The organism is Legionella pneumophila subsp. fraseri (assembly GCF_000586315.1).
In the GTDB taxonomy this organism is placed as follows: Bacteria; Pseudomonadota; Gammaproteobacteria; order Legionellales; family Legionellaceae; genus Legionella; species Legionella pneumophila_B.
This window is the reverse complement of record NZ_JFIM01000002.1, coordinates 30,731-55,677: the sequence shown is the minus strand read 5'-3', so window position 1 is coordinate 55,677 and position 24,947 is coordinate 30,731. Positions and strand designations below refer to the sequence as shown.

Sequence of the window (24,947 nt, the reverse complement as noted above, 5' to 3'; positions counted from 1 at the left end):
AGGGATTTAAGGTTCGTCCCGAGTATTTTTAAGTACTCGGAACTGGATGAGCTGCGTGGAAATCGATTTATACTGCTTGTTCCGAATCATCAGATTCTTTTTCTTGTTGTATGCGCAAATAAATTTCTTCACGATGAACAGAAACATCTTTTGGAGCATTAATCCCTAAGCGAACTTGATTGCCTTTTACACCTAAAACAGTAATATTGACATCATCACCTATGATTAATGTTTCACCTATACGCCGAGTCAAAATCAACATGACTAAAATCTCCCTAACATAGCAGCTACCTACTTCTCCATAGAACGCTTCCATGGTGTTCTTGGCAACTACAATATGAACAAATTTTAAGCAAAATTTATTGCTTGGATCACATTGTACACTCTGATTATTAACGGAATATTAAGTAACAGATAAATTTGCGTTTAATTTTTGCAAAAATGAGTTGAAAAATTAATAAATTCCTTGTCATTAAATTGTTCCATGTTTTTTAATTTTAAAAGTCTCACCTCAATAAAATTAAATTCATACCAAAAAGTAAACCTAATTTCTTAATTATTATATTACTAACTATAAATATTAAAAATCAAATAGATATGATACAAGCATACATTTATTGGCAATATTTAAGAAACTCCAATTTTTAAACAATTAAGTATTGCAAAGGTTTGTTATCTTATATAATTATTGTTTATTGATCTTCGATTAATTAAAACCAATTAATTTCTAAACCGGATATATTTAAGAATATCTCTTTTATCACCTAATATTAAGCGGGAACAATTTGATGTTAATTAGAAAGGCAATAGAATACATGCATTTAGATAACGTTATAGAATGGATCATAATTTTGTTCATTTTATTAAAAAATAATATTGCATTTAGTACTCAATTAAACTGTATAGCACTAAAAACAAAAGCAATATCTACTCCAGGATGTTACTATTTAACGGAAAATATTAAAGGAACAATTATTATAAACTCTGATAATGTAATCCTTGACTTAAATCAAAAAAAATTAAGTGATCCAAACCCAGGTTCTCAGAATATCGGTATTTTATTGGGTAATCATAATAATATCACGATTAAGAATGGATATTTTGATGGTTTTTGGTTCGCTATAGCAGGTTCTGGGGGAAGAAATTTGCGCGTCATAAATAATTTATTTACCAATACTAAATATGTCTCTATTACTCTTTCGGGCTCTAATATACAGGTGCGTGGTAATTACATAACTTATATGGATTTTTCTCAACCTAAAAATGAAGTTGACTTTTATCTCATTGGCTTAAATGTACGAGATACATCAGGTTGTAATATATCAAACAATGTGGTTTCCGCTCCCTCTATTCCGAAACAGCCCCCTAAATATCGATTAGAATATGTCGGTTTGATTCTATCCAGTGAATCTATAAATTGTAGAATAGAAAATAATATTTTTTCCACTTTCCAATCACCTCCATTTAAATCCATAGCTGTCTGGTTAGCTTCTGGAACAGCTAATAATTATTTACGTGATAATTTGATTTTAAATTATCAATATGGGATTACAGCAGTTTCAAAAAATTATACTGAAAAGAACAATCTATTCCTAAACGTAGAAAAATTAAAATGGAATAAAGCTATTGAACCTCCAGAATTATTAATTTATTAATGATATGTGGATTCGGTGAAGAGCCCAATTCTTTTTTATCATCAAGTAAGATTATGCGGTTTTGATATTTCGGCATATGACTTTGAGTGTAATGAGATAGCTGGTGCTTTTATCCAAACGTTTGAGCGAGATTATGCTGCGTTTAGTGGTTCTGTTGATACTGATTGATAATAAATGAATTGCTTTTTTGCTTTGACAATTTAATAATGCAAACCATAAGAAGTAAGTAATGCAATTGCTACTTGAGAGTTTAGAAAAGTTGTTTTAGTAAGTAGGTAGTTTAATTTTACAGGGTAATTTCAGGAGATTTAATGATTTTCTATCAGCTCTTTGATCAGAATTCTTGTACTTATACGTATTTACTAGGTTCAACTAATAGTAAGCATGCTGTAATTATCGATCCTGTAAGATCAAATGTAGGGCAATATCTGCATTTAATTAATAGTTTGGGCTTGAACCTTGTTGCTTCTATTGATACTCATCTGCACGCAGATCATGTGACTGGATCAGGTTTGTTAGCGAATTTGACCGAGTGTAAATCAATGATGGGGATTGAGACAGAAGCTAAATTTATATGCGTTAAGTTTCGAGATGACGAATTTTTAAATTTTGGAAATATCAAAATAAGATCTATACACACTCCTGGGCATACCCCTGACTCTTATTGTTTTGTAATGGAAGACAGAGTATTCACTGGAGATACTTTGTTAATTAACGCTACCGGACGGACCGATTTTCAAAATGGTAGCGCTAGCGAACAATATGATAGCCTGTTTAATAAGCTTTTAAAATTACCAGGTTTTATGAAAGTTTATCCGGGGCATGATTATAACCAGAAACAGTACAGTACTATTGAGTGGGAAAAAAAATATAACCCCAGGCTACAGGTAAAATCCAGACAAAAATATATTGAAATGATGGATAACCTAAATCTACCTTTTCCCAAAAACATGCATTTTGCTGTTCCAACCAATTTAAATAATGGGTTAACGGAGCTTGAGCTGAATTCTATAATTTGAAGACCACTTATATGTGTAAGATATTTTATAAAGTTTAATATAGATGTTTTATTCTTGGGTTCTGTGAATAAAACTTCTAATGCATTCATAAGAGTGTTCCAGCGAAAAGAATAAAGCTTAAAAAGCAGAAATGGTTTTATTAAAACGAAAAAAAACTTTTGGAAGTGTTTTATTTTTGAGAAAGCGTTTCAATCATTAAGAGGCGTTCTTTATATGTTTCACTATCAATTTTTCTCGGACATTTTACATGTTCCCGTGAAGGAATTACGGGTTAGTGACTTTGATTTTCCAAAATATCAATCATCACTGATTGCTCATCAATATTTCTTGCCGGTTTTTCTAATTAATGCCGAATCGGTTTTATGGAGAGAATCATATTTTATATCAAAATTAATTTTGTATATGATACCCAATTTGGGGTGGTTGTAAAAAAATATATGACGTATTTAAAAATGCTACTTCTAAAAATAATAGGCTTTATGGAAGAAAAGCTAATGTTCAAGATAGATAAAATGAATTATTTTGGTTTTATCCTAAAATTACTGGGGACTTTAGGTGTATACGTATGGTCTTCTAGTGCTTTTTCAAATAATTGTCAAATCATTCCTCAAAATAGGATTATTTCTAAATCAGGGTGTTATTACTTAGATAGGAATATAATGGTGAATGGTAATAAGCCTGGAGTAACTATTTCGGCAAATAATGTTGACCTTGATCTCAATAAGATGAAAATTTATGTTAATAAAGCTAAAAGCAACAGTTATGGTATTTTAGTCACTAACTCAAGTTTTATTCATATATATAATGGCTCTATAGAAAATACATATTATGGCATAGTAATGACTAACGTAAAAAATGGGGAAATTTATAATATAAAATTTCATAAAATTAATAATATTGCTATTACTTTATCATATGACTTTGATATAAAAATTATAAATAACACATTTGCATTAAACTCTCTTTATGATAAAAATGATGATATAAATTTTTATTTAGTTGGAGTGAATGCTGTATCAACCGAGCGTCTTATAATAAATAAAAATAATTTTATCTATAAGAATCCATTAAATATTACTGATAACCCAAAACTCGAACAATTAGGAATCCTTCTGAGTTCAGAAAATCGTAATGTTGATATAATTGAAAATAACATTAACTTAAATACACTAAGACACAAGACTTATGGATTATGGTGTGCTCATGGAAACAAAAGAATAAATATAAAAAATAATAAAATTGTTAACAATTGGTATGGAATGGCCCTATTATGTAAAGATACATATGTTATAGGGAATAAAATTGTTGCAAATCATTCTTCATTATCAAAATTTGGTAACCAATTTTATTACAGATCTAAACCCAATACATTTGAAGAGAAAACCCCATTCCCCACTGGAATAGTCACACATTTTTCATCTATAAATCGTGGGATAAATGAAAATAGTATTACGGGATATAATTATCCAGTAATTATGGTAAGCGATTAGAGTTTTTTCAATATATCTGTAAACTCATTGGAGTCACCCCTCATTAGCTCTATGTCAAATATTGCCTGGCACTAAAAAGGGAAGGTTTACAATATGGTTAGTAGCTCTATAGAATTAAGCAAACAAGTCAGCTAAAATGCTCACCAATTTATAACTAATTAAATATTCTATCATGAAAAAAATAGTAATCATTGGTGCAGGTCAACTTGGCAGCAGACATTTACAATCACTTAATTTACTTAATCAGGAAATAGAAATAGACGTTATTGACCCCAGTCTTGAGTCACTTGAAACAGCAAAAAACCGCTTTGATGCCACTATTCAAGATGTAAAACATAAAATTAGTTATTCACAAAGCTTACCCAATCATCAAACAATAGACATAGCGATTATTGCTAGCACGGCAAACAGCCGCAGAACTATCATAGAAAATTTATTAGATAAAACAGAAGTGAGACATCTGGTTCTTGAAAAATTATTATTTACCCAAGAGCAAGATTATTACGATATTGCTAAACAATTATCTTCAAAAGATACAAAAGTCTGGGTTAACTGCACCATGAGAATGATGCCGTATTATCAGCATTTAAATACTGCATTTAAAAATGAAGTCGTACAATACCATGTCAATGGAAGTCAATATGGTCTGGTCACAAATGCAATCCATTATCTTGATCATCTAGCCTATATCACCGGAAGCGACCAATTCGAGATTGATACCCGATATCTTGATAAGCAAATTATACCGAGTAAAAGAAATGGTTATTTTGAGTTAACCGGAACTTTAGTCGCTCGATTTGAAAATGGGAGTACTGCCTTTTTACATTGTGACAAGTGCGGCATGGCACCTATTCAAATTGAAATTTACAACCATAAACTACGAGTAATTTCCAGAGAATGGGAACAAAAAGCATGGCAGACCAGCCTGGAAAAGGACTGGAAATGGGAAGAGGTCAATGCACCTATACCTTACCAAAGCATGCTTACTGCTGAGCTAGTCACTACCCTACTAGAAACTGGCAGTTGCAACCTGACAAGTTATGAAATTTCCATGCAGCATCATTTGCAACTATTAGGCTCCTTAAAGGAATTTTTATTAGAAAACAAATTAAATAGCGAGATGGATTATCCATTTACCTAGTTTCTTGTTTATAGAATGTGATTCTGTCCGCTCCCTCACGGTCGCGGCTCGGTTATGATCGTGGTTCTTTTTTAACAACAATCCGAGCCGCGACCGTAAGGGAGCGGATAATGCTGACAAAAACTTGTATGATATTAATGAATAAATTAATCATAATATGAATAAACCAACCTTAATCAGTATTGATCACATTAATCAATTAATACCTGCTATTGCTGCATATCGACATAATAAAATAATAAACAAGTCCACTTTAAAGCCGTTGATAATTCTTACCAAACCACATATTCCATTTAATTCCCTTAAAATCTCACATATTCAAGCATTAATCAGTAATGAACTTAACTCAATTGTTTTGTCGGGTTACTCTCTATTCAAACACCCCAAATTCATCACTTACTTACCAGTAAGATTACGAGCAAAACTAATCCGTCGTAAACTAAAAAAATATGAATTTGATGAGCTTTTCTTTTCCCATGATATCAGTAGTGATTTTTGGAACCAGGCATTGATGCATGCCTTTCCCCATGCGAAACGTATATGTTATGGTGATGCCTTGGGATTAGTCTATACTCAAACCTATTTCTCTCGATTTATGTACCAAATTATTAATAAAAATGGAATTATACCGCACAATATACTTGCAAGATTAAAAAGAAAATTAATCTACCCGGCAAAAAAATATCAATTACAAGCTCAACAAGCTATACTGGCCATACCTTGTGATCCTGGGAGAGATTTTTTAACTCAATGCGATTTCTCTATTATTCCCAAAGGCGATTTAAAAAAATGTGTTACAGATCTTGCTGATTGTATCCCTGAATTTAAGACCCATATGCAAGACTTAATTAAAAATAGCCCAAATCCATGCTATCTGCTTATGCTCAGCAATTTTACAGAGTCCAAATTAACCTCGATAGATAATGAAATAGCACTTTATAAAGACATTCTATCAAAATACGCTACTGTAGGCAGTACTGTTATTTTAAAACCCCATCCTGCACATAACCCTGATTTATTTTCATTAATCATTAATACGCTAAAAGAAAATTACAATATAGAGGTAATAGACCAGAAGTATTATCATCTACCAATTGAATTGGCCGAAAGTTTAGTACAAGGATGCGAAGTATTATCCGTATCGTATTCCTCTATTTCTCTTCCATACCTCTATGATAAACAGGTAAATCATGTGCTGACACAAGAGCTTGTGAATAAATATTTTTTAATTCAAAAAATGAGTTGGTTTATAGAAAGCAATAATTTATACATCAGTATGAGCAATGCTCTCCCAAATTGGAAACAGGATCGTGAGTTACTTATTTAACAATAATATGGATCACTCTATTAATATTGGAGTCATCATTATTAACTACAACTCTGGGAAATATCTGTTAAAAGCAGCTCGAGCACTAGCTGATCAAACCAATAAACCTTCTCAGGTTATCATTTTTGACAACGCAAGCCATGAAGAAATCCCCCAAGAGATTGTTAGTCTGAATTTACCCTTAACAATCATTAAACATGACAAAAATCTTGGGTTTGCGTCTGGCAATAACCGCGCAATGGAATATTTATCCCCCGAAATCAATTGGATTGCATTACTTAATCCTGATGCCTATCCCCATAAAGAATGGCTTGAGGAAATGGTAAATACCATTCGTGAATATCCACAATTTGCTTTCCTGGGCTCAAAATTAATTTGTGAGCAAGAACCCCATTTATTGGATGGCACCGGAGATTGCTATCATATCAGCGGAAAAGCCTGGCGTAGAAATCACAGGAAACCACTTCATCGGGATCCCGGCAGTGTTTCAGAGATATTTTCTCCCTGTGCTGCAGCAGCCCTATACAGACGGGATGCATACCATGACGTAAAGGGATTTGATGAGCATTATTTTTGCTATTATGAAGACATCGACCTTGCTTTTCGCTTATGGCTTTCAGGTTATAAAGGCGCTTATGTTCCTAAAGCCATTGTTGAACATACCGGTTCTGCGACAACAAAAAGACATAGCGATTTTTATACCTATCATGGACACCGAAACCTGGTTTGGACTTACTTTAAAAATATGCCTATTTCCCTATTACTTCTAAGTTTCCCGCTACATCTTTTATTAAATATCGTTACCATTCTCTTATTTATTTTCAGAGGACAGACATCAACGATTTTAAAATCAAAAATTGATGCAATGAAAGGTTTGCAAAGGGTTTTAAAACAACGCAAAATAATCCAAAAATCGCGAAAAATAAATACCATCCATCTGCTCAAAATCCTGAATAAAGGTTTACCATGGTAAAAAATTTAGTCACAGTCGTTATAGTTAATTACAATTCAGGCGAAATGTTACTGAAATGTATCAAACAAGTTTTAGCCAGTACCGTGCCAGTAAAAATAATTGTTTCCGATAACGCCTCATCTGATGATAGCCTGCACCTGTTAACTGTCGCATACCGGGATAATCCAAATATTCATATTCATAAAAACCATGCCAATCTTGGTTTTTCAGCAGCCAATAATGCTGTATATCCTATGATAGAAACCCCCTTCATACTCTATTTAAACCCAGATTGCTTTATTAACGAAAACACCATTGTACACCTGCTTCAAGTGATGAATGATTACCCGGACGCAGGAATGGCAGGTTGTCTCGTAACTAATCAGGATGGAACAGAACAAGCAGGATGCCGTGGTCTTACACCAACCCCTGCCAGAGTATTTAATCAAATGTGCAAATTAGGAAAAATATTTCCAGACAATCCCAAGTTTTCAGGCTACTTGCTCTCTGATAAACCCTTGCCAGATCATCCCGTAGAGGTAGAATTGATTTCGGGATCCTGTATGTTCGTCAGAAAAAAAACTATAGATGATATAGGTCTTCTTGATGCGAAATACTTCCTTTATTGCGAAGATTACGATTGGTTTTTTAGAGTGATTCAAGGAGGATGGAAAATTATTTTTACCCCTCAAACAAAAGTTACCCATATAAAAAGTTATAGCACTCAACAAATTCCTATTAGAGTCCTGGGGTATAAAGCAAAAGGAATGTGGAGATATCATAATAAGTTTTTTAAAAATGACTCTTCTTTTTTTAGCACTTTGTTGGTAAGAGTCGGAATACTCAGTCGCCTGTTTGTTTTAAGCAATATATGTTTATCAAAAAAATTATGGGCAATCATTAACAAATCTATAAAACTCTATGCAAAAGAATAAAATAAAAATATAAAAAGCCCATTATTGCTTTAAAATTTCTGCGAGATTATAATTCGACCAATAAAAAAATAACAAATGATTTTATAATGATAAATAACAAAAGGATTGTTGCCTTTATACCAGTGCGAGGAGGAAGTAAATCCATTATCAATAAAAATCTCGCCCTACTTGGTGGAAAACCTTTAGTTGCCTGGCCTATTGAAGTGGCTTCAGAAGTTCCTGAAATCGATGAAATTATAGTATCAACGGATGATCAAAATATTGCAAATACTGCCAGCTCCTATAATGTTACTATCCAGAACAGACCGGATTATCTAGCTACAGACACAGCATTAGTTGCAGATGCAATACGATATTGTCGGACAGTTCTGTCTTCTGAAAATAATCTACCTGATTACATGATATTGCTAGAAGCAACATCCCCTTTTCGGACTAAAGCAATCATACAAAAATGCCTTTACCGCTTAGTTCATGAAGAACTGGATTCCATTGCTACTTTTAATGAGGCTCACATTAATCCTCATCGCATTTGGTCTATCCATAATGGACAGCCGGAACCCTTTATAAAAGGTGCGATACCATGGATTTCAAGGCAAAATTTACCAAAGGCTTATCAGTTAAATGGAGTTGTCTATGCGTTTAGCCTAAGGGTATTCCCTAATGAAGGACCGAACATCCTTTTTGGAAAAATAGGTGCAGAAATTCTAGATGGATGTTCTGTAGTTGATATTGATACAAAAAAAGATTTGGTGGTTGCAAATGTCTTATTCGAAACCAGAAACAGCACCGAGATTATCTGACCTTTTTTCACTACATGATAAAACCGCTTTGGTGATAGGAGGAGCAGGGTTATTAGGCGGTGAAATAACCCATGCATTTGCTGAACAGGGAGCTAATGTTATCATCGCTAGCCGTAGTTTGGAAAAATGTCAAAATTATACTAATTATCTAACTGAAAATTTTAAAAATAGCATTTTCACCCCCCTATCCGTAGATATTTCTAATCCTGAATCTATAGATCTATTCATGCATACAGTTAATGAGTTATTTCCTGATGGACTGGATATTCTAGTTAATTGTGGCTGGTCAGGTCGAAAAAATACTTTTGAATCCATTTCTGATGAGGACTGGGATATGGATATAGAAATATGCCTAAATGGAGTATTCAGGACTATCAAACGAGCTTATCCTCTTTTAAGGAAGAAAAAGGGAAATATTCTTAACATAGCATCTATGTATGGGCATGTTGCGCCTGATTATAGGTTATACGATAGTGAGCGATTTGCTAATCCCCCAAGCTACGGAGCAGCTAAAGCAGGTTTAATTCAACTCACCAAATATTTGGCAAGCTTTTTATCACCCCACCAAATCAGGGTCAATGCCATAAGCCCCGGCCCATTTCCATTTGAAAGTACTCAAAAAGAAAATCCTGATTTTATTCAGCGCCTAAACAGCAAAAACCCACTTAACAGGATTGGGAAACCTCATGAATTAAAAGGTGCCGCAATATTATTATGCTCAGAAGCGGGATCTTACATAACAGGTCAAAATATATGCGTTGATGGTGGCTGGGGTGTATGGTGATGAAGGCAGGTATTTTAGGATACAGCGAAGGAAACGGTCACCCTTTTTCTTTCTCCGCTATTATTAATGGATATGATCCTGATGCCTTTATTGCAGCGGGCTGGCCTGTTATTCTAAATTATCTGGAAAAGCAGCCTAGAGATGCTTTTGACTTTCATGATCTGCAAGTTACTTGTGCATGGACCCAAGACAAAAACTTAACCCGACAATTATGTGCAGCAAGTAAAATTGCTTATGCACTTGATGATTATGAAGAAATGATAGGCAAAATAGATCTGGTCTTCATAGCCAGAGATGATTATCAAACTCACTACAAAATGGCCAAGCCATTCCTGGAACATGGTATACCTGTTTTTATTGACAAACCACTGACCTTAAATATTGATGAATTAAATTATTTTGAAAAATATTTAAATAATGGCTTGCTCATGAGTACTTCTGGAATGCGTTATGCTCAAGAATTAGATCTGTTAAGAAGTAACGATTTGGATCTTGGAAATTTAAAATTAATAGAAGGTGTTGTTTTAAATCATTTGGAAAAATATGGAATTCATCTTATTGATGCAATTAATGGTTTAGGACTGGGAAAAGTAATTTCTGCAATGCGTCTACCTACATTATTCGAATCATATAATCTCACACTGGAAAATAACATTGTATTTAACTTGTCGTGCTTGGGGGCTGTCGGAAAAACTTTTCATTTATCATTTTATGGCACCAATGGTCACTGTCATTATGATCTGCATGATAATTTTACAGCATTTAAACGTACCATTAAAAATATGCAACTAATGGTTGAGAAAAAAAGACCTATTATACCACCGCATGAAACAATAAATACCATGCATTTAATAACGCAATTGTCTTCATTAAAACCTATGGAGCAAGTTACTTTTAATAATAAATAATTAAGGAAAGCGAGTGTTTGATCTTACAAATAAAACTGCAATTATCACGGGTGGAGCTGGAATTCTTGGTAAAGGTTTTAGTCGAGAGCTCGCAAAAAATGGCGCTAAAGTCGCCGTAACTGATGTTTGCTATGAAAAAGCTGAGCAAGTATGCCTATCAATTCTAAATGAATATCCAGATGCCAGAGTTATGCCTTTAAGATGTGATGTCACTGATAAAGCGAATATTGCTCATATGGTTGAAACGGTAAAGACTCAATTCAATTCTATTGATATACTGTTAAATAATGCAGCCAGTAAGACAAATGATTTATATCAATTCTTTGCCCCTTTTGAAGAATATAGTTTAGAGACCTGGCGAAAAGTAATGGAAGTCAATTTGGACGGAATGTTTCTTGTAGCTCAAGCAGTGAGTCGAGAAATGATCTCTCAGAACACCGGTGGGAGTATTATTCAGACAAGCTCTATTTATGGTGTTGTTGCACCAGATCAAGGTATCTATAAAGGCTCAGAATACTTGGGTGTAGAAATTAACACTCCAGCTGTTTATTCTGTATCAAAAGGAGCAGTTCTAAGCCTGACTAAATATCTGGCAACTTATTTGGCTAAATACAATATTCGTGTTAATACCCTAACTCCCGGCGGTATTGAAAGTGGACAAAACGATGTTTTTATTAAAAATTATTCAAGTAAAGTACCTTTAGGAAGAATGGGAAAGTTTCACGAGTTACTAGGTGCATTGGTTTTCCTTGCTTCAGATGCTTCATCTTATGTGACAGGACAAAATATTATAGTAGACGGAGGATTTACCTGTTGGTAAATAATAACTCTGGTTTTTAATCAACATTTTCCATTCATTATTGCGGGTGTTCTTTTAATATTTGCACGGAGGCAAGCACCAAGTTACTTGTTATAGTTATCCTAAAAAAACAAAATCTAATGTTAGCTTAAAGGATGATAGAAGCAAAAATATTTTAAAATCCAAAAGCAAATGATCAATTTGCATCGATAATTTAATTCCAAGTTTATTATATTGTATAATGATGTCTTTATTTTTATACAAAATTAAATAATGCTTTTTAATTCATATTCTTTTCTCTTCTTCTTTTTGCCTGTTAGTTTGACTCTATTTTCCTTTTTTCAGCTTAGTCAAATCCGTTCAAAAACAATCACATTTCTATTTCTTGCATCTATTATTTTTTACGGATGTTGGAATTTCTACTATTTGCCACTTTTATTAATCTCAATATTATTTAATTTTCTCATTAGCTTATTGATGGAGCGCATCAATAGAAAGTTCTTCTATGCAGGACTTATTGGCAATTTATCTTTACTTATTTACTTTAAATACAGCCAGTTTTTATTGGCTAATATATACCTATTGCTTAATCAACCTCTTGAGTTAATTAATGGAGACTTGCCATTAGGCATTTCTTTTTTTACCTTTACTCAAATTGCTTATCTCACAGATTGCTATAGAAAACAAATTAAGGTGCCTCCCTTTACAAACTACGGTTTATTCGTCACATTTTTTCCTCATTTAATGGCAGGACCAATACTTCATCACCAGGAAATAATGCCTCAGTTTGAAAATAGAAGAAAAAAATTGCTCAGCTGGGAAAATTGTGCAATTGGCATGACTATTTTTTCTATTGGTCTTTTTAAAAAAACTATCATTGCTGATTCTTTGGCACCCTACGCAAATACCGTCTTTAGCGCGGCATCAAAAGAATCCATTACATTTATAGAAGCATGGTGCGGAAGTATCTCCTATACTTTTCAATTGTATTTTGACTTCTCGGGCTATTCTGATATGGCAATAGGTTTAGCACGCCTCTTTGGCATCATTTTCCCTCTGAATTTCAACTCACCTTACAAAGCACCTAATATTATTATTTTCTGGCGTCGCTGGCATATGACTTTATCTCGTTTTTTACGGGACTATATCTATATCCCTTTAGGTGGAAACCGCAAAGGCCATATTAGTCGATACATTAATCTGATGCTAACTATGATCATAGGCGGCATTTGGCATGGGGCCGGATGGACCTTTGTTATATGGGGTTTATTACACGGTTTTTATTTGGTGATCAATCATTTATGGCTGCAGTTAAAAACGCAATATTCCCAATTCTTCTCTGCAAAGAAATTTATAGGTAATTCTTTTGCTCAGATCAGTACCTTTCTGGCTGTTATGATAGCCTGGATATTCTTCCGTGCTGAAGATTTTACAACCAGTAATCACATTATTATTGCCTTATTTCAGAATGTTTCGTTATCTAGTACCTTGTTTCATTTTGAACAATTACAGCATTTGTTTGTACTTTTACTCATAACAGGATTAATCGTATTTTTAGGGCCTAATACTCAACAATTACTTTATAAATATAATCCTGCACTGGAAACCTACCCTGGGGAAATTGAGCCCTATCCAATTAAGAAACTGTATTGGGTGCCCACAGCGTTCACCGCAGCAGTTTGCGCTATATTAACCTTGATTTCACTACTCTCATTGGGGCATATCAGTGAGTTTTTATATTATAAATTCTAAGGTGGATTTAATTGAATCGCTTTAAAAAATTTTCCATTTATTATCTGTCGTTTCTTTTATTATTTGGTTTCATTATTATATTGTTTAACTGGCTAGTTAATCCGTACGATATTTACAAATCAATACCTATTCAGAAACTTAGTAAAAAACCTCAAGTAACATCACACCTGCGCCTTACCAAAGCAATAGCAACAGAGTGGAAAAAACCAGAATATTTAATAATGGGTTCATCTACTGCTGAAACAGGCCTCAACCCGGATTTTTCTGCATGGGATAATTCTCACGTTTATAACCTTGGTTTGAGCGGTGCAAATATTTACGAAGTAATGCGCTATCTACAACATGCTGAAGCAATTAAACCTGTAAAAAAGGTCATTTTAGTAGTGAATTTCTTTATGTTTAATGCCTATGTGGATAACAGAGATGATTTTAATGAGTCACTACTCCATGTCGATTTCAATGGAAATAAAAACCCTCACCCTGTAAATACTATTTTTTCTACCTTGCTTTCATTTGATGCATTAAAAGCCAGTTGGGAAACCATAAAAAACCAGCACAAAGGAAACGCTTTTTTAAGCAACGGGCAACTTGTCCATGATTATAGAGAAGAACAAATACAACAACTAAAAGGGTATAAAAATAATTTTTTGTATACAGAAAGTTACAGTAAAGCATCTTTATTGCCCTCACCACATAATCAATTCAGTTTTACTAATCCTACAAAGGGGATTGATACCATCGCTTATTTACAAAAAATCATAACGATTTGCGAAAATAACCATACGGAATTAATTCTTATACTTGCACCAGAACATGTCAGGCTTTTAGAAACTTATAAATTGTTAGATTTATGGGATACTTATGAACAATGGCAAAAGGAGTTAATGAAAATAATAGCGACTCATAATCAAAAATACCCCAATTTAAAATTTGCTTTATGGGGTTTTAATAACATTAATTCCATTACAACCGAACAACTTCCAGATAAAGATGATGTCATAACTAAAATGCATTGGTTTTGGGACCCCCAACACTTCAAAAATGAATTGGGAAATCTAATATTATCAATGGTATTGAGGCTAAAAGATGAATCTGGGATTAGTAATTTTTCGATTTTACTGACAGAAAATAATATTAATAGAAAATTAGAGTACGATCGAATAGCTCTAACGAGATGGGAAAATAAAAATGAAAATGAAATTATCGAACTAAAACATAGTTTATTTGTGTATGGAGTTGCCCCTCCCAAACCGGGCCATCTAGTTGATAACTTAAAAAACTAGCCTTAATAAATTTATTATTTTAAAATGAGAACTTTCTATAGTAAGACATCACTTTTTATATATCTGGATCTAGAAAGTCCTTAAAATGGTATAAATAGAATACAGGAGCTTTAGTTAATGTGATATTTTCAGATGCGATTTTTTTGTGTGTTTTCTTGCCATTTGTCTATTTAATACATTTATTTTTTGTCTTTATCAAAAGCAGGCAAAGTCATTTACTTTTTTTAGTAATATCGTCTTTACTATTTTATCTGTGGTGGGATGTAAATAATCTATCAGTTTTTGCATTTTCAATTTTCACTAATTTCGTTTTCGGTATACTTATCGAAAAGTACAATCGTAATGTAAAGTTATTATTTGCTAGTGTTACATTTAACGTATTGTATTTGGTTTTTTTTAAATACATCAATCTTTTAATACCCAGCAATCAACTAAATATTGTACTTCCCCTTGCGATTTCCTTTTTCACATTTCATCAGATTGCTTATCTAGTTGATATCTACCGATATGGCAATGCAGAGAAAAAATTCTTAAATTATCTTTTTTTTGTGTCCTTTTTTCCTCATTTAGTTGCTGGACCTATTTTAAACTATAGAGACATAAGAATACAGCTGGAAGAAAGAGCCTATAACAAAGTATCTATCCATCAAGCTATACAAGGGTTATCCCTTCTGATTATAGGTTTAGTAAAAAAAACTATTATTGCCGATCTTTTAGCTGCTCCATTAAGCAATGCTGTTTTTGCACAGGCAGACGCTAATATTACTTTTGATTCATTTACTGCTATTGCTGGTATTTTAGCCTTTTATTTACAAATTTATTTTGATTTTTCAGGTTATTCTGATATGGCTATTGGATTAGGAATACTATTTGGCATAAAGTTCCCTGTAAATTTTAATTCGCCTTATCTAGCATCTAGTATATTAGAATTTTGGAGAAAATGGCACATATCCTTATCCAGATTCCTTAAAGATTATATTTATATTCCACTTGGTGGAAGTAAAAAAGGCGAAATAGTCCATTATATAAATATTATGATTACCATGTTGATTGGCGGAATATGGCACGGTGCTAACTGGACTTTCTTAGCTTGGGGAGGTATGCATGGTTTAATGATGATAGTTAATCAATTTCTTATATATAGAGGATATATTGGAAAACAAAAAAATTCGAATAAACTCAATGTTATTTTGGGTATCGTTACAACAAATATTATTGTTGCTTTATTATGGGTATTGTTTAGGGCTCAGAACTTTACTAGCGCCGCTACATTGTATCAATCTTTAATTACTGGTTTTGATTTGCATAGTATTACAGATTTATTGAGAAGAACTTATGAAATGGATGGGGCTTATTCTAAAATAATTAGTAAAAATATTAATTTGATATTGCTCCAGAGGTATCAAAATTTAATTTTACCCATTTTATTTTTAATTACCACAGCAAGTTTATTTCGGGTCAATAATTCACAAAATTATATTACAACTGTACCAACATCCCCAATTAAAATGCTCAATATCTTACTCATGTCAATGATGGTTATGCTTGTTCTTTTTTTACAGATGAATAGTAATTCATTAGTTAATCCATTTATATATTTCCAATTTTAGAGGGTTTAATGACTGCTCTTAAACTAACAAGGTATATTTTTCTATTTAGTATTCTTATCATATGGATCATATGCATTTTAGAATTTATTAAACTTAGAGAAAATAATTTTACTTCGCAAGGACTTGAAGAATTTTATGTACATAACATGATATCAAAATACGAGAACGAGTATTTATATACATTAAGGGATACTTTATTGGGCTGTAGAACTATTAAAGAACGGAAACCTGATATTATTTTCTTTGGTGACTCTCACACTTATGCTGGGTGGGATTACAATCTACTTCAAAAATCTTTCAATAAAACTGTAGGAGCATGCCCTGTCTCTGGAGCTTACCCTGAATCTATGGTTGATTTACTTATTATGCTAAAGAATGCAAATTTGCACCCTCAGTCAATAGTTATCGGTTTATCACCAAGAATGTTATGGCAAGACGAGAACAGAAATGAAAAAATTACTTGGGCTAGAGATTTATTTACCGAGATTATAAAACCTCAAGAAAACCTTTTGAATTTATTTAAAGGTAACTGGAAAAAAATACCCCAATTTATTAATGATGGAAAAGTAATTAAAGAAAAATCTGAGCGATTAAAGGCAAATTTGGATGGAATAAAAAATGATCAGATTGATAAAATAATTATGAACCATTTTGAGAGCATACATTCTACTAATTTTTTTTATAATCAAATAATAAAAACTCATAATAAGTTTATACAACCAACTAATATTCTTCATAAATTAAAAAAATTAGCGAATGAGCAATCTATTAAATTAATATTTGTATATATTCCTGAAAGTAAATGGCTTATTTCTCATTATACAGAAGCTCAGTTGCAGGAATTTCATCTTTTCACAGCTAAAATCAAAACTATGGGGTTTATTCTCATTGATGATGTTACTTTAACAACGGGTTTTGAAAATATATATTTTCTTAATCGTTTTCTAGTAGATAATTACCCCTATCACTCATGGTCTGATGATAAATTACTTAAGGCATGGATTGATGAAGATTTTAGTACCAGGCAGTGGCAAGTTTTTGATCCAGATCATATGAATGCCTTAGGTGCAACAAAATTTACGCAGTACATGCTCCCCTTGTTGAAAAAATACTTAAGTTAGAAATGTAGCTTAAACTAATAAAATAAAAACCATATGGAGTTGCCCTCCTAAACTGGTTTTAGCGGGGAGTACTACACCATAGAACAATCTAATAAGAGTTAAGATTACATACATATAAAGTATTTTTATCTATCGCACTTCTAGTTAGAATTTACCCATACAGCCATTGGAGTAAATTCCTCCAATAGCGACTTAGGATGCTCATTATTATACATCCACAACTATTATGTCGAATGTTAATACCCCTCTACACTTTGTTTGAAGCACTGAATGGCTACAATAATCAGAAACTTACTACAAATTAAGTACCACTTGTACTATTCGAAACTAACAATCTTTAAATCATAATTTACTAAATGTTTAGTTATCTAACAAATTCCTAAAATGTCCTTTATAGACAGTTTTTTCATGCTACCTAGTTAGTGGTTTCTACCATGACAGGAATTTGTTTTAATGTTTGAGTCTTTTCAATTACTGTATTAGTATGCAAGAGTTGTGGGTTTATAGCGTAGGGTTTTTCTTTCGAGCCTCTGATGCAATTTCCACATAAAGTACCATCTAATTTGTTTTCAATGTGTTTTTTTCGTAACTCTTGGAAACGTTTGCTTTGCCATGCATCTTTAATTGACATAACATTTAAATCTTCTATGGCTAATAAATTTTCATAATCATTACAACATGCTTTTAAATAGCCTTCGCGACTGATATGTAACTTATTGAAAGGTAGGTGGCAATCACGATACGGCGGTAATGGTAAATTATCCATTTGCCCTGATTGATTTGAAGCTTCATAATAAATAACCTCATCAACATAATCACCAATTAATTCTTTTAACTCATCAAATGTATGTTTAGAAGATTCCATGCCAACGAAAGATACCCCTAAGTAGACATCTTGCTCAACCTGATTACGATAACAGCTAACGTATTTGATATTATCAATAACCCGATCAAAATGATCATTTCCATGCACTGTCTTATATACCTCTCTATTTCCACCATTAACTGAAAATTTGATTGAATTCAACCCAGCATCAAGTACCTTTTTGAATTTATCTTGATCTGGAATTGAACCATTAGTAGAAATATACATATAATCATAACCAAGATCTTTACAATAGGATATGTATTCAACTATCCATTTGCAAGTCAAAGGTTCTGCTCCAGCAAATAAACCAATCTCACGTGCACCGCATTCATAAGCCTCCTTTACAAGATGTTTGAATAAGTTTGGATCCATTTGTCTTTTAGGACGTTCCATTAGAGTATATGCACAAAACTGGCATCCATGATTACATATATTTGTTGTCTCTACCTGAATCTGTCGAGGAAAAGGAGGAGTTACAATCTGCTGACTCGTACGAATCATATTTAAAAGACGTTTGCCTATATGACTGTCTTGAGCATCCCCATCAGTAAATATGTTGGTTAATTTTGCTATTACCGGGTCTTTCTTTTTTTTTGTCATATACATCCTTTTAACTTGAATATCTAATTTTTATTTTAGCAAGGTAGCAAAACCATTATAATAATATTTATATCCGTTTGGGAAAGAAAGTATCTAATTTTAAACAAATCAAGAATACATTTAATAAAGCACAGCATATTTTAAAAAATGCCATAAGTAAGAAAAATATCTGATAGATAAAATTATATCTACTTATCTTCACATATCAACTATTGTGTATAAATATAGCTAATGTATTGTATTTAATATCAGAAACACTAGAGAACGACTAATCCTCTACTTTTATGCCATTTCCTTTATCATTTTATTATATTCCCTCCACTCCAAGAATCCATCTTTTGAAAACCGACTATACACTTTTCCATACAACTCCCAATGCTCTCCTCTAACCCATTGTCTTGAATTTTTTCTAATTTTATCACCTATTCCTGGAGCTTTGTAACCAGGACAAGCATGTCCTCTTATCACTTTTCTTTCAGCACCTTTCTTAAGATAACTTCCTCGATGAAAAACATCAGTATTGAAAATGATTAAAGTACCAGCCGGCGCTAGTATTTCTACACAATTTGTTAAATCTTCAGGGATATGCTCATTAGGCATTTCATAATAGGAAGCTGTACCAATTTCAACGAAACCATTAACTGAGTTTATTTCAAACCAACTTCTAAATTTCTTTCTTGCTATTAATTGACTACCTGGGTGTACCGCAAAAGCACCATAACCTGACTCTAAAATATCCTCAAGATAAATCATAAACTTTAGATTCCAAGTTTTATCGAAATGTGATGGAGCTATTTCTTCATCTTTACCAATATCTAATGTAAGATAAATTTCTTCATTTAATAAATTTGGCTTACCAATAACTCGATCCACAATTTGGATAATTTTAGGATGACTAAAAATTTGATTAACTGATTTAAATTGTTCTTGCCCCGATTTATTACGATATAATGCAGCATAATCAGCTACATTACCCCCAGCTCTCTGAACACATTCGAGTTCGTCCTTGTTTCTATACTCACGAATTGCGTACCAATCCTCAAATAATTTCTTTATGCTTTCAGTATTCAACCACCTTGGCAGTACAGCTGCTCCATACTTACGCAAAACACTTTCAACTTCATGCAAATCAAAGTCTGAAGATACAGTAATATCTTTAAGCCCAATTTCAAACATAGTCATATCTCAGTTCACAAGTCAATTTTTTAATTAAATTATATATTCGAGCAAAATTTTGCCCATCAATCATACCCCAATCAGAGGAGCTTCCTTTCTGTAGTAAGGCTATCTGCTGATAGTATTGGTCATCTGTAATTAGTTTGTTTAGCAATAAATTAAACTTCTCATTATTTTCTGCTCTTAATACACCTGGTGCCTCAGAATAATCTTTTATATTGAAATTGTAAAAATCATAATTTATTACAGGCTTCCTCGCAGCAATTGCCCATCTTATAGTACTTGAATAACAACTTATATAAATATCATGTTTCGGGATTTCATCAAGAATATATTCTTTACTAATATTAATATTAGTATTTTTAATAAAGGTCAAAAATTGAGATTGCACTGCTGGGTGAAGGTTGAGAGTAACTCTGGCATTCTTAATTTTAGCTAACTGATTAAGAACCATTTTTGTTAGCTGTTCATAGCTGGAATACTCACATAAATGCCCTCTTTCATTATGATAACTTGGCGGCCAACAAATCAGTATTGAAGTAGTATTTTTATATATTTTTTTGGAATTTAAATAAGCCTTTTTATAATCTATATTAGAATCAATAACTTTTTTTATATAATCACAATATGGAGTTCCTGTTAAGATAATTTTCTCTTTAGATAACCCCTCGTTTAGATAATGATTATACATTGTCTGACTTTCTGCAGCTAATTTATCAGCATAGCCGCCATGTATAGTCCATGCATTTTTAACAGATATCCCTAACTCTTCAAGCACTACTATAAAGTGAGGGTTTAATAATATGCATCCTTCAAACTTTCCCTTTTTAACCCATTGAGGATAATATTTTTTAACTAATGCTCCTATACCCTCTTCTGTATTGTATAATTTTTCCTTTAATTGTTTTTCATATAAAGCATTCTCTAGATCACGATGGCTTCCATAGCCATATGGCAAATCTAATATAGGGATCCCCAAGGATAATGCCGCTTTGATTAAAGCAAAATTTCCCGATATACCATCTTCAGGCACAACAAGTAATTTAGGATTATGCTGACTTAGTATTTTCATTAAGATATTTATTTCGTTCAGTTGACTTTCATATAAAGCCTTAAAGGTATCCAATGAAAAATCAAATTGACTATATTTTTTGGAAACCTCTTCGAAGGAAACTTTGGAATTACACAGTGATGAAATATTTTTTTGAGTTTCTTCGTCGATTACCAAATACTGATTCGTAAATCCAGGCACAAAAAACTTAATCTTATTAATCAAATAATCATCTTTCTTTTGGATTACAAATAAAACTTTTTCCTTTTCATCAATTAAGCCAGCTGCTAGCATCGAAAGTACTGGAGCACTTGTATATGATGAAATAAATATAAAAATTGACTGCCTGTTTTTCAAATTTTTATCAGGTGTATTAAACTTTTGAATTAATTTTTTAAATATGGTTAAAGCCATATAAAATTTCCTTTCCCTTAATAAGCAAATCTCTAGTAATGAACTTTATAATTTTAAAATTTTTTATTTGGCTATCTCCATAAGACTATCTAGAGCCCTCGCAGCTGAATATTTCGGGTTTTCTAAATTTTTGCTAGCCAACCAAAAATCTTTTCGACTATCAACACTCAATAGATATTTTATTAAATTGTCATCAGGTCTTTGAGTATCACAAATAAAAGCTAATTTTTTTGCTTTGTAAGGTGAACCTGAAATCATATTAAAATTATTTAGGTGTTGTAGGATATCAGTTTTGTAACATAAGGCAATGGGGGTAATCAATGGTTTTTTCGAAAAGAAATTTAGATAGCTACTATCATACAGACAATTAGAAAGAATGCTACAGACAAGATCACATAGTATTAAAGAATATTCAACCTTATTGTGTGTATGTTGAATAAATTTCAAATTAGTTTTTTCTAATAATCTAATAGTAGTCTGTGCTTGCTCTTGACTCTCCCGAGGATGCTGTCTATAAAGAATAGTAGCGTCGGGTTGAATTTGATGAAGAGATAAAAGAAATTCGGATAAAATTTCTTGATAACCAGCTAGCCAATGTAATGACTGCCCAAATAATCCTATTACTAATTCTGATGGAGATAAATCTACTTCTTTGCGTAAGTCAATTTTTAATTTTTCCATATTAAGAGATTGATACCAAGAATGACGCGGTGACCCAATTACAATTGCCTGGCATAGGTAGTACGATTCCGTTAAAAATTTTGCTTCTTGATCCAAACAAAAATAATAATCTGCACAAGCACCGAAAAAATCATTAACTTCCCCCCAGAAATCTTGCATCACTACTGTTGGAATTGTATTCTTGGCAACTGTAATCAATGCCTCATCAATACCAGCGTCACCTGGTGTAGATAAACCACATAAAATAACATCAGGCTTTATTTTTTCCAATATTTCGCCAGCATAATTCAAAATAAGTTTCGCTTCCTCACTGTCTTGCTGTTTCGCAATATAATTCGGTACTAACTCATATTCTAAATTGTGATTACTAAAATATTGGGCTGCAGGAGGTTGAATATATAAAAAAAAGTCGCAGTCAGGATTAGACTTGGCTAACTTTACAATTTCGATAATATTAATAGCAGCCCCGACATCCCTGGATGATACCAGAATTCGCTTTCTGGACATAAATTTACACCTGTAGAATTTTGTTAAAAGTAGTTTGCAACTTTTTAGCTAGTTCAGATAGCGTATAAAACTTGCGCCACTCCTGTTCATATATGATATTACCCTCCATTTCACATAATGTCAGAACACATAATGAGCGAAGAGCAATTGTTGATAAAGCAAACCTGTCTGTTTCCTGATACGAATAAGAACCACCGTTTTCAAGATAGGCAACCATAAAATGTTTTCCTAATTCCAGAATATAATCAATCGATTCATATCTTATAAACACCATACGCTCTAATATCAATGCCAATTCATAAATTAATGGCAAATAACTGTGGAGAGCATCCTCAAAATCAAAGAAATAGACATCCCCATCAACCAGCATCATATTCCCGGGATGTAAATCGCCGTGTATGGCTTGAAAATCAGCGCCTTGGGTAAAATTCAAATCACTATTTAAAGCCAAATTTCTCACATAATCAGGAAATGGACCGATTTTAATTAACCCTTTCGTAATTTGTTCACGTATTTCATTTAACTTCCATATTCGGTTATTTGTTCTAGTGATAATACCCTCTTGTAAAGGATAATTTCTGAGTGCCTTGTGCATTTTAGCAAGAGAGCCTCCCAGTTTTTTGAGAACAACAATTGACGAATTTAATCTATCCCCATCAAGAAATGGATAGAGGTAATAACTCTTCAAGTCTGATGACAAAGCAGAGTTTGTATTTACTCCCTGTATCTGTAACCATCGAGCTAAATGTTCGGCTTGTTGATAATGCTCAAAATGCTCCTCTTGAAAGCATTTAACAAAATACTTTTTTCCGCTTTGCCATTCTTTAATCAAATAAAAGTTAGATAACTGATCTTCAAAACATACCTGATAGACAATGCCACTCAACTGCACTTTTCCTAATAGGCTCTCTGCCTGATTAGAATCGAGAGGCACATAATCAGGCAGGCCAGGAATTAGGGTCTGCCAAGTCGGGTTTTTAAGAATCATTTCTTTTAATATCAGACCATTGAATGGGTTTATCTGCTTTTACTGATGAAGTAAAACAGCTTCCATTAACTAAATCCCAGTGTTGTACGGGTATACCAAGACATGGAAAAGCAAATCTTACATTATCTAATGAAAGTGTTTCACCAGGTTGGATATCTCTTTTTGCTACAACACATTGGCGTTGTGAGCTACCAATCACCCCTTTGATTTGCTGTCTTGGATTACGCTCAGTACTGCCCAAAGATTCCCAGACATCATATACTTTTTGCAAAACATCAGGTAAGTCATCCAGACTCATCGAATGAGAAATATCTTGATCAAGCTCTTCAGGATATACATGAACCCCTTTTTCCAAAATTGAAGCGCCTAATGCAACTGATGCATACAGCATTTCCAGACCATTATGGTGATCAGACAAACCAACAGGAAGATTAAATGCCTGCGAATAAGTTTGTAAAAGCCTGAGATTATGTGCTTCAGGTAGCGCAGGATGCCCATCTGGACTGTGTTGAATAATAATATCTTCACAGCCAGCAACTCGTGCCGTATTAACCGCGTTAAATACTTCAGCAATAGTTGATCTGCCCGTATCAATAATTAAAGGCAAGCCTTTTTGTGCTGCGTAACGAATTAAAGGGATATGTACTATGTTAGCAGATGCAATTTTTAATGCACAGGCACCATGTCGAGTTGCAAAATCTACTGCAGTAAAATCATATACAGACACTATAAACGGCATGGATGCGTTTCTAACAATAGAAAATAATTGTTCATACTTTTCCAAAGGCATCGCCTTACGCTCGATCAGCTCTCTATAATTCTCTTTTTTAACTTGACCATCTTTGGAAGTATAAGTTTCCAAAAGATCACTAGGAAGACAAATTTCAGGGTCATTTAAAATTTCTGTTTTTAGGACAACAGGTTGTTTTGGAACCATTGCACTTGCTTTTATAATCGACTCGACCATGTTTTTGGCAAGTTGATAATTACCATTGAAATAGCTTCCAACTTCTGCTAAAAAAATTGGTGGGCTTTGTGTGCTGACATTAAAATTCCCAAGTTTAAATTCTCTTTCCACAATAGTAT

At 32.9% G+C, this 24,947-nt stretch carries 22 protein-coding genes; 15 read left to right on the top strand and 7 right to left on the bottom strand.

The genetic code is table 11. The annotated features are described in order from the left end of the window. Positions 1–67: 67 nt before the first annotated feature. Positions 68–262, bottom strand: a complete 195-nt coding sequence (gene csrA / locus CC34_RS0102790) for a carbon storage regulator CsrA (protein WP_011213314.1) — start codon at positions 260–262, stop codon at positions 68–70. A 526-nt stretch (positions 263–788) separates the two neighbouring features. Between csrA and CC34_RS0102785 the strand changes: the two genes are divergently transcribed. The 15 genes from CC34_RS0102785 to CC34_RS0102710 all read left to right on the top strand — a co-directional run bounded on the left by CC34_RS0102785 (position 789) and on the right by CC34_RS0102710 (position 17,576). Then, complete coding sequence (locus tag CC34_RS0102785; protein ID WP_028379134.1) at positions 789–1,655, top strand: right-handed parallel beta-helix repeat-containing protein; 867 nt, start codon at positions 789–791, stop codon at positions 1,653–1,655. A 311-nt stretch (positions 1,656–1,966) separates the two neighbouring features. Next, positions 1,967–2,674 carry an MBL fold metallo-hydrolase gene (locus tag CC34_RS0102775; protein WP_028379133.1) on the top strand — a complete coding sequence of 236 codons (708 nt, stop codon included), beginning with the start codon at positions 1,967–1,969 and terminating at the stop codon, positions 2,672–2,674. Between the two features lie 362 nt (positions 2,675–3,036). Further along, on the top strand, positions 3,037–4,164 hold the full coding sequence (locus tag CC34_RS0102770; RefSeq protein WP_028379132.1) for a right-handed parallel beta-helix repeat-containing protein: 1,128 nt from the start codon (positions 3,037–3,039) through the stop codon (positions 4,162–4,164). A gap of 172 nt (positions 4,165–4,336) precedes the next feature. Then, a complete protein-coding gene (locus CC34_RS0102765) occupies positions 4,337–5,305 on the top strand; it encodes a Gfo/Idh/MocA family oxidoreductase (RefSeq protein WP_028379131.1) in 969 nt (322 codons plus the stop codon). Positions 5,306–5,462: 157 nt separating this feature from the next. Continuing rightward, entirely contained in the window at positions 5,463–6,632 is a 1,170-nt protein-coding gene (locus CC34_RS0102760) for a polysialyltransferase family glycosyltransferase (RefSeq protein WP_028379130.1), read from the top strand. After that, on the top strand, positions 6,616–7,605 hold the full coding sequence (locus CC34_RS0102755; RefSeq protein ID WP_231957846.1) for a glycosyltransferase family 2 protein: 990 nt from the start codon (positions 6,616–6,618) through the stop codon (positions 7,603–7,605). The genes CC34_RS0102760 and CC34_RS0102755 overlap by 17 nt, the downstream gene beginning before the upstream one ends. After that, the gene (locus CC34_RS0102750) at positions 7,599–8,519 is read left to right on the top strand and encodes a glycosyltransferase family 2 protein (RefSeq protein ID WP_028379128.1); all 921 of its coding nucleotides are present in this window, start codon (positions 7,599–7,601) and stop codon (positions 8,517–8,519) included. The genes CC34_RS0102755 and CC34_RS0102750 overlap by 7 nt, the downstream gene beginning before the upstream one ends. Before the next feature lie 86 nt (positions 8,520–8,605). Next, positions 8,606–9,319 (top strand): acylneuraminate cytidylyltransferase family protein, encoded by a 714-nt coding sequence (locus CC34_RS0102745; protein WP_028379127.1) that lies wholly within the window; start codon positions 8,606–8,608, stop codon positions 9,317–9,319. Next, a complete protein-coding gene (locus CC34_RS0102740) occupies positions 9,279–10,103 on the top strand; it encodes an SDR family NAD(P)-dependent oxidoreductase (RefSeq protein ID WP_028379126.1) in 825 nt (274 codons plus the stop codon). Before CC34_RS0102745 ends, CC34_RS0102740 begins: the two co-directional genes overlap by 41 nt. Beyond that, a complete protein-coding gene (locus tag CC34_RS01000000116130) occupies positions 10,103–11,011 on the top strand; it encodes a Gfo/Idh/MocA family oxidoreductase (protein ID WP_050598190.1) in 909 nt (302 codons plus the stop codon). The genes CC34_RS0102740 and CC34_RS01000000116130 overlap by 1 nt, the downstream gene beginning before the upstream one ends. A gap of 13 nt (positions 11,012–11,024) precedes the next feature. After that, positions 11,025–11,831 (top strand): SDR family oxidoreductase, encoded by an 807-nt coding sequence (locus CC34_RS0102730; RefSeq protein ID WP_028379125.1) that lies wholly within the window; start codon positions 11,025–11,027, stop codon positions 11,829–11,831. 456 nt (positions 11,832–12,287) lie between these two features. Continuing rightward, positions 12,288–13,562, top strand: coding sequence for an MBOAT family O-acyltransferase (locus CC34_RS0102725; protein ID WP_050598194.1), 1,275 nt, complete (start codon positions 12,288–12,290; stop codon positions 13,560–13,562). An 11-nt stretch (positions 13,563–13,573) separates the two neighbouring features. Continuing rightward, the gene (locus tag CC34_RS0102720) at positions 13,574–14,845 is read left to right on the top strand and encodes a hypothetical protein (RefSeq protein ID WP_028379123.1); all 1,272 of its coding nucleotides are present in this window, start codon (positions 13,574–13,576) and stop codon (positions 14,843–14,845) included. A gap of 119 nt (positions 14,846–14,964) precedes the next feature. After that, positions 14,965–16,455: an MBOAT family O-acyltransferase gene (locus CC34_RS01000000116125; RefSeq protein WP_050598189.1), complete on the top strand. Its 1,491-nt coding sequence runs from the start codon at positions 14,965–14,967 to the stop codon at positions 16,453–16,455. A gap of 8 nt (positions 16,456–16,463) precedes the next feature. After that, positions 16,464–17,576: a hypothetical protein gene (locus CC34_RS0102710; protein ID WP_028379122.1), complete on the top strand. Its 1,113-nt coding sequence runs from the start codon at positions 16,464–16,466 to the stop codon at positions 17,574–17,576. Positions 17,577–17,991: 415 nt separating this feature from the next. Here CC34_RS0102710 and CC34_RS0102705 read toward each other — a convergent pair whose 3' ends face one another. From CC34_RS0102705 to CC34_RS0102680, 6 genes are all read right to left on the bottom strand, one after another. Next, entirely contained in the window at positions 17,992–19,044 is a 1,053-nt protein-coding gene (locus CC34_RS0102705) for a radical SAM/SPASM domain-containing protein (RefSeq protein ID WP_028379121.1), read from the bottom strand. Positions 19,045–19,326: 282 nt separating this feature from the next. Then, a complete protein-coding gene (locus CC34_RS0102700; protein ID WP_028379120.1) occupies positions 19,327–20,220 on the bottom strand; it encodes a phytanoyl-CoA dioxygenase family protein in 894 nt (297 codons plus the stop codon). Continuing rightward, the gene (locus CC34_RS0102695) at positions 20,213–21,685 is read right to left on the bottom strand and encodes a hypothetical protein (protein ID WP_028379119.1); all 1,473 of its coding nucleotides are present in this window, start codon (positions 21,683–21,685) and stop codon (positions 20,213–20,215) included. Before CC34_RS0102695 ends, CC34_RS0102700 begins: the two co-directional genes overlap by 8 nt. A gap of 63 nt (positions 21,686–21,748) precedes the next feature. Then, a complete protein-coding gene (locus CC34_RS0102690; RefSeq protein WP_028379118.1) occupies positions 21,749–22,873 on the bottom strand; it encodes a glycosyltransferase family protein in 1,125 nt (374 codons plus the stop codon). Positions 22,874–22,877: 4 nt separating this feature from the next. After that, a complete protein-coding gene (locus CC34_RS0102685; protein WP_028379117.1) occupies positions 22,878–23,861 on the bottom strand; it encodes a phosphotransferase enzyme family protein in 984 nt (327 codons plus the stop codon). After that, the gene (locus tag CC34_RS0102680) at positions 23,851–24,939 is read right to left on the bottom strand and encodes an N-acetylneuraminate synthase family protein (protein ID WP_028379116.1); all 1,089 of its coding nucleotides are present in this window, start codon (positions 24,937–24,939) and stop codon (positions 23,851–23,853) included. The genes CC34_RS0102685 and CC34_RS0102680 overlap by 11 nt, the downstream gene beginning before the upstream one ends. Positions 24,940–24,947 lie beyond the last annotated feature (8 nt).

Bases quoted from the DNA above. Each gene is read 5' to 3' on its own strand.
- csrA (WP_011213314.1), bottom strand. From the start codon at position 262: ATGTTGATTTTGACTCGGCGTATAGGTGAAACATTAATCATAGGTGAT.
- CC34_RS0102785 (WP_028379134.1), top strand. From the start codon at position 789: ATGTTAATTAGAAAGGCAATAGAATACATGCATTTAGATAACGTTATA.
- CC34_RS0102775 (WP_028379133.1), top strand. From the start codon at position 1,967: ATGATTTTCTATCAGCTCTTTGATCAGAATTCTTGTACTTATACGTAT.
- CC34_RS0102770 (WP_028379132.1), top strand. From the start codon at position 3,037: ATGGAGAGAATCATATTTTATATCAAAATTAATTTTGTATATGATACC.
- CC34_RS0102765 (WP_028379131.1), top strand. From the start codon at position 4,337: ATGAAAAAAATAGTAATCATTGGTGCAGGTCAACTTGGCAGCAGACAT.
- CC34_RS0102760 (WP_028379130.1), top strand. From the start codon at position 5,463: ATGAATAAACCAACCTTAATCAGTATTGATCACATTAATCAATTAATA.
- CC34_RS0102750 (WP_028379128.1), top strand. From the start codon at position 7,599: ATGGTAAAAAATTTAGTCACAGTCGTTATAGTTAATTACAATTCAGGC.
- CC34_RS0102745 (WP_028379127.1), top strand. From the start codon at position 8,606: ATGATAAATAACAAAAGGATTGTTGCCTTTATACCAGTGCGAGGAGGA.
- CC34_RS0102740 (WP_028379126.1), top strand. From the start codon at position 9,279: ATGTCTTATTCGAAACCAGAAACAGCACCGAGATTATCTGACCTTTTT.
- CC34_RS01000000116130 (WP_050598190.1), top strand. From the start codon at position 10,103: ATGAAGGCAGGTATTTTAGGATACAGCGAAGGAAACGGTCACCCTTTT.
- CC34_RS0102725 (WP_050598194.1), top strand. From the start codon at position 12,288: ATGGAGCGCATCAATAGAAAGTTCTTCTATGCAGGACTTATTGGCAAT.
- CC34_RS0102710 (WP_028379122.1), top strand. From the start codon at position 16,464: ATGACTGCTCTTAAACTAACAAGGTATATTTTTCTATTTAGTATTCTT.
- CC34_RS0102705 (WP_028379121.1), bottom strand. From the start codon at position 19,044: ATGACAAAAAAAAAGAAAGACCCGGTAATAGCAAAATTAACCAACATA.
- CC34_RS0102700 (WP_028379120.1), bottom strand. From the start codon at position 20,220: ATGTTTGAAATTGGGCTTAAAGATATTACTGTATCTTCAGACTTTGAT.
- CC34_RS0102695 (WP_028379119.1), bottom strand. From the start codon at position 21,685: ATGGCTTTAACCATATTTAAAAAATTAATTCAAAAGTTTAATACACCT.
- CC34_RS0102690 (WP_028379118.1), bottom strand. From the start codon at position 22,873: ATGTCCAGAAAGCGAATTCTGGTATCATCCAGGGATGTCGGGGCTGCT.
- CC34_RS0102685 (WP_028379117.1), bottom strand. From the start codon at position 23,861: ATGATTCTTAAAAACCCGACTTGGCAGACCCTAATTCCTGGCCTGCCT.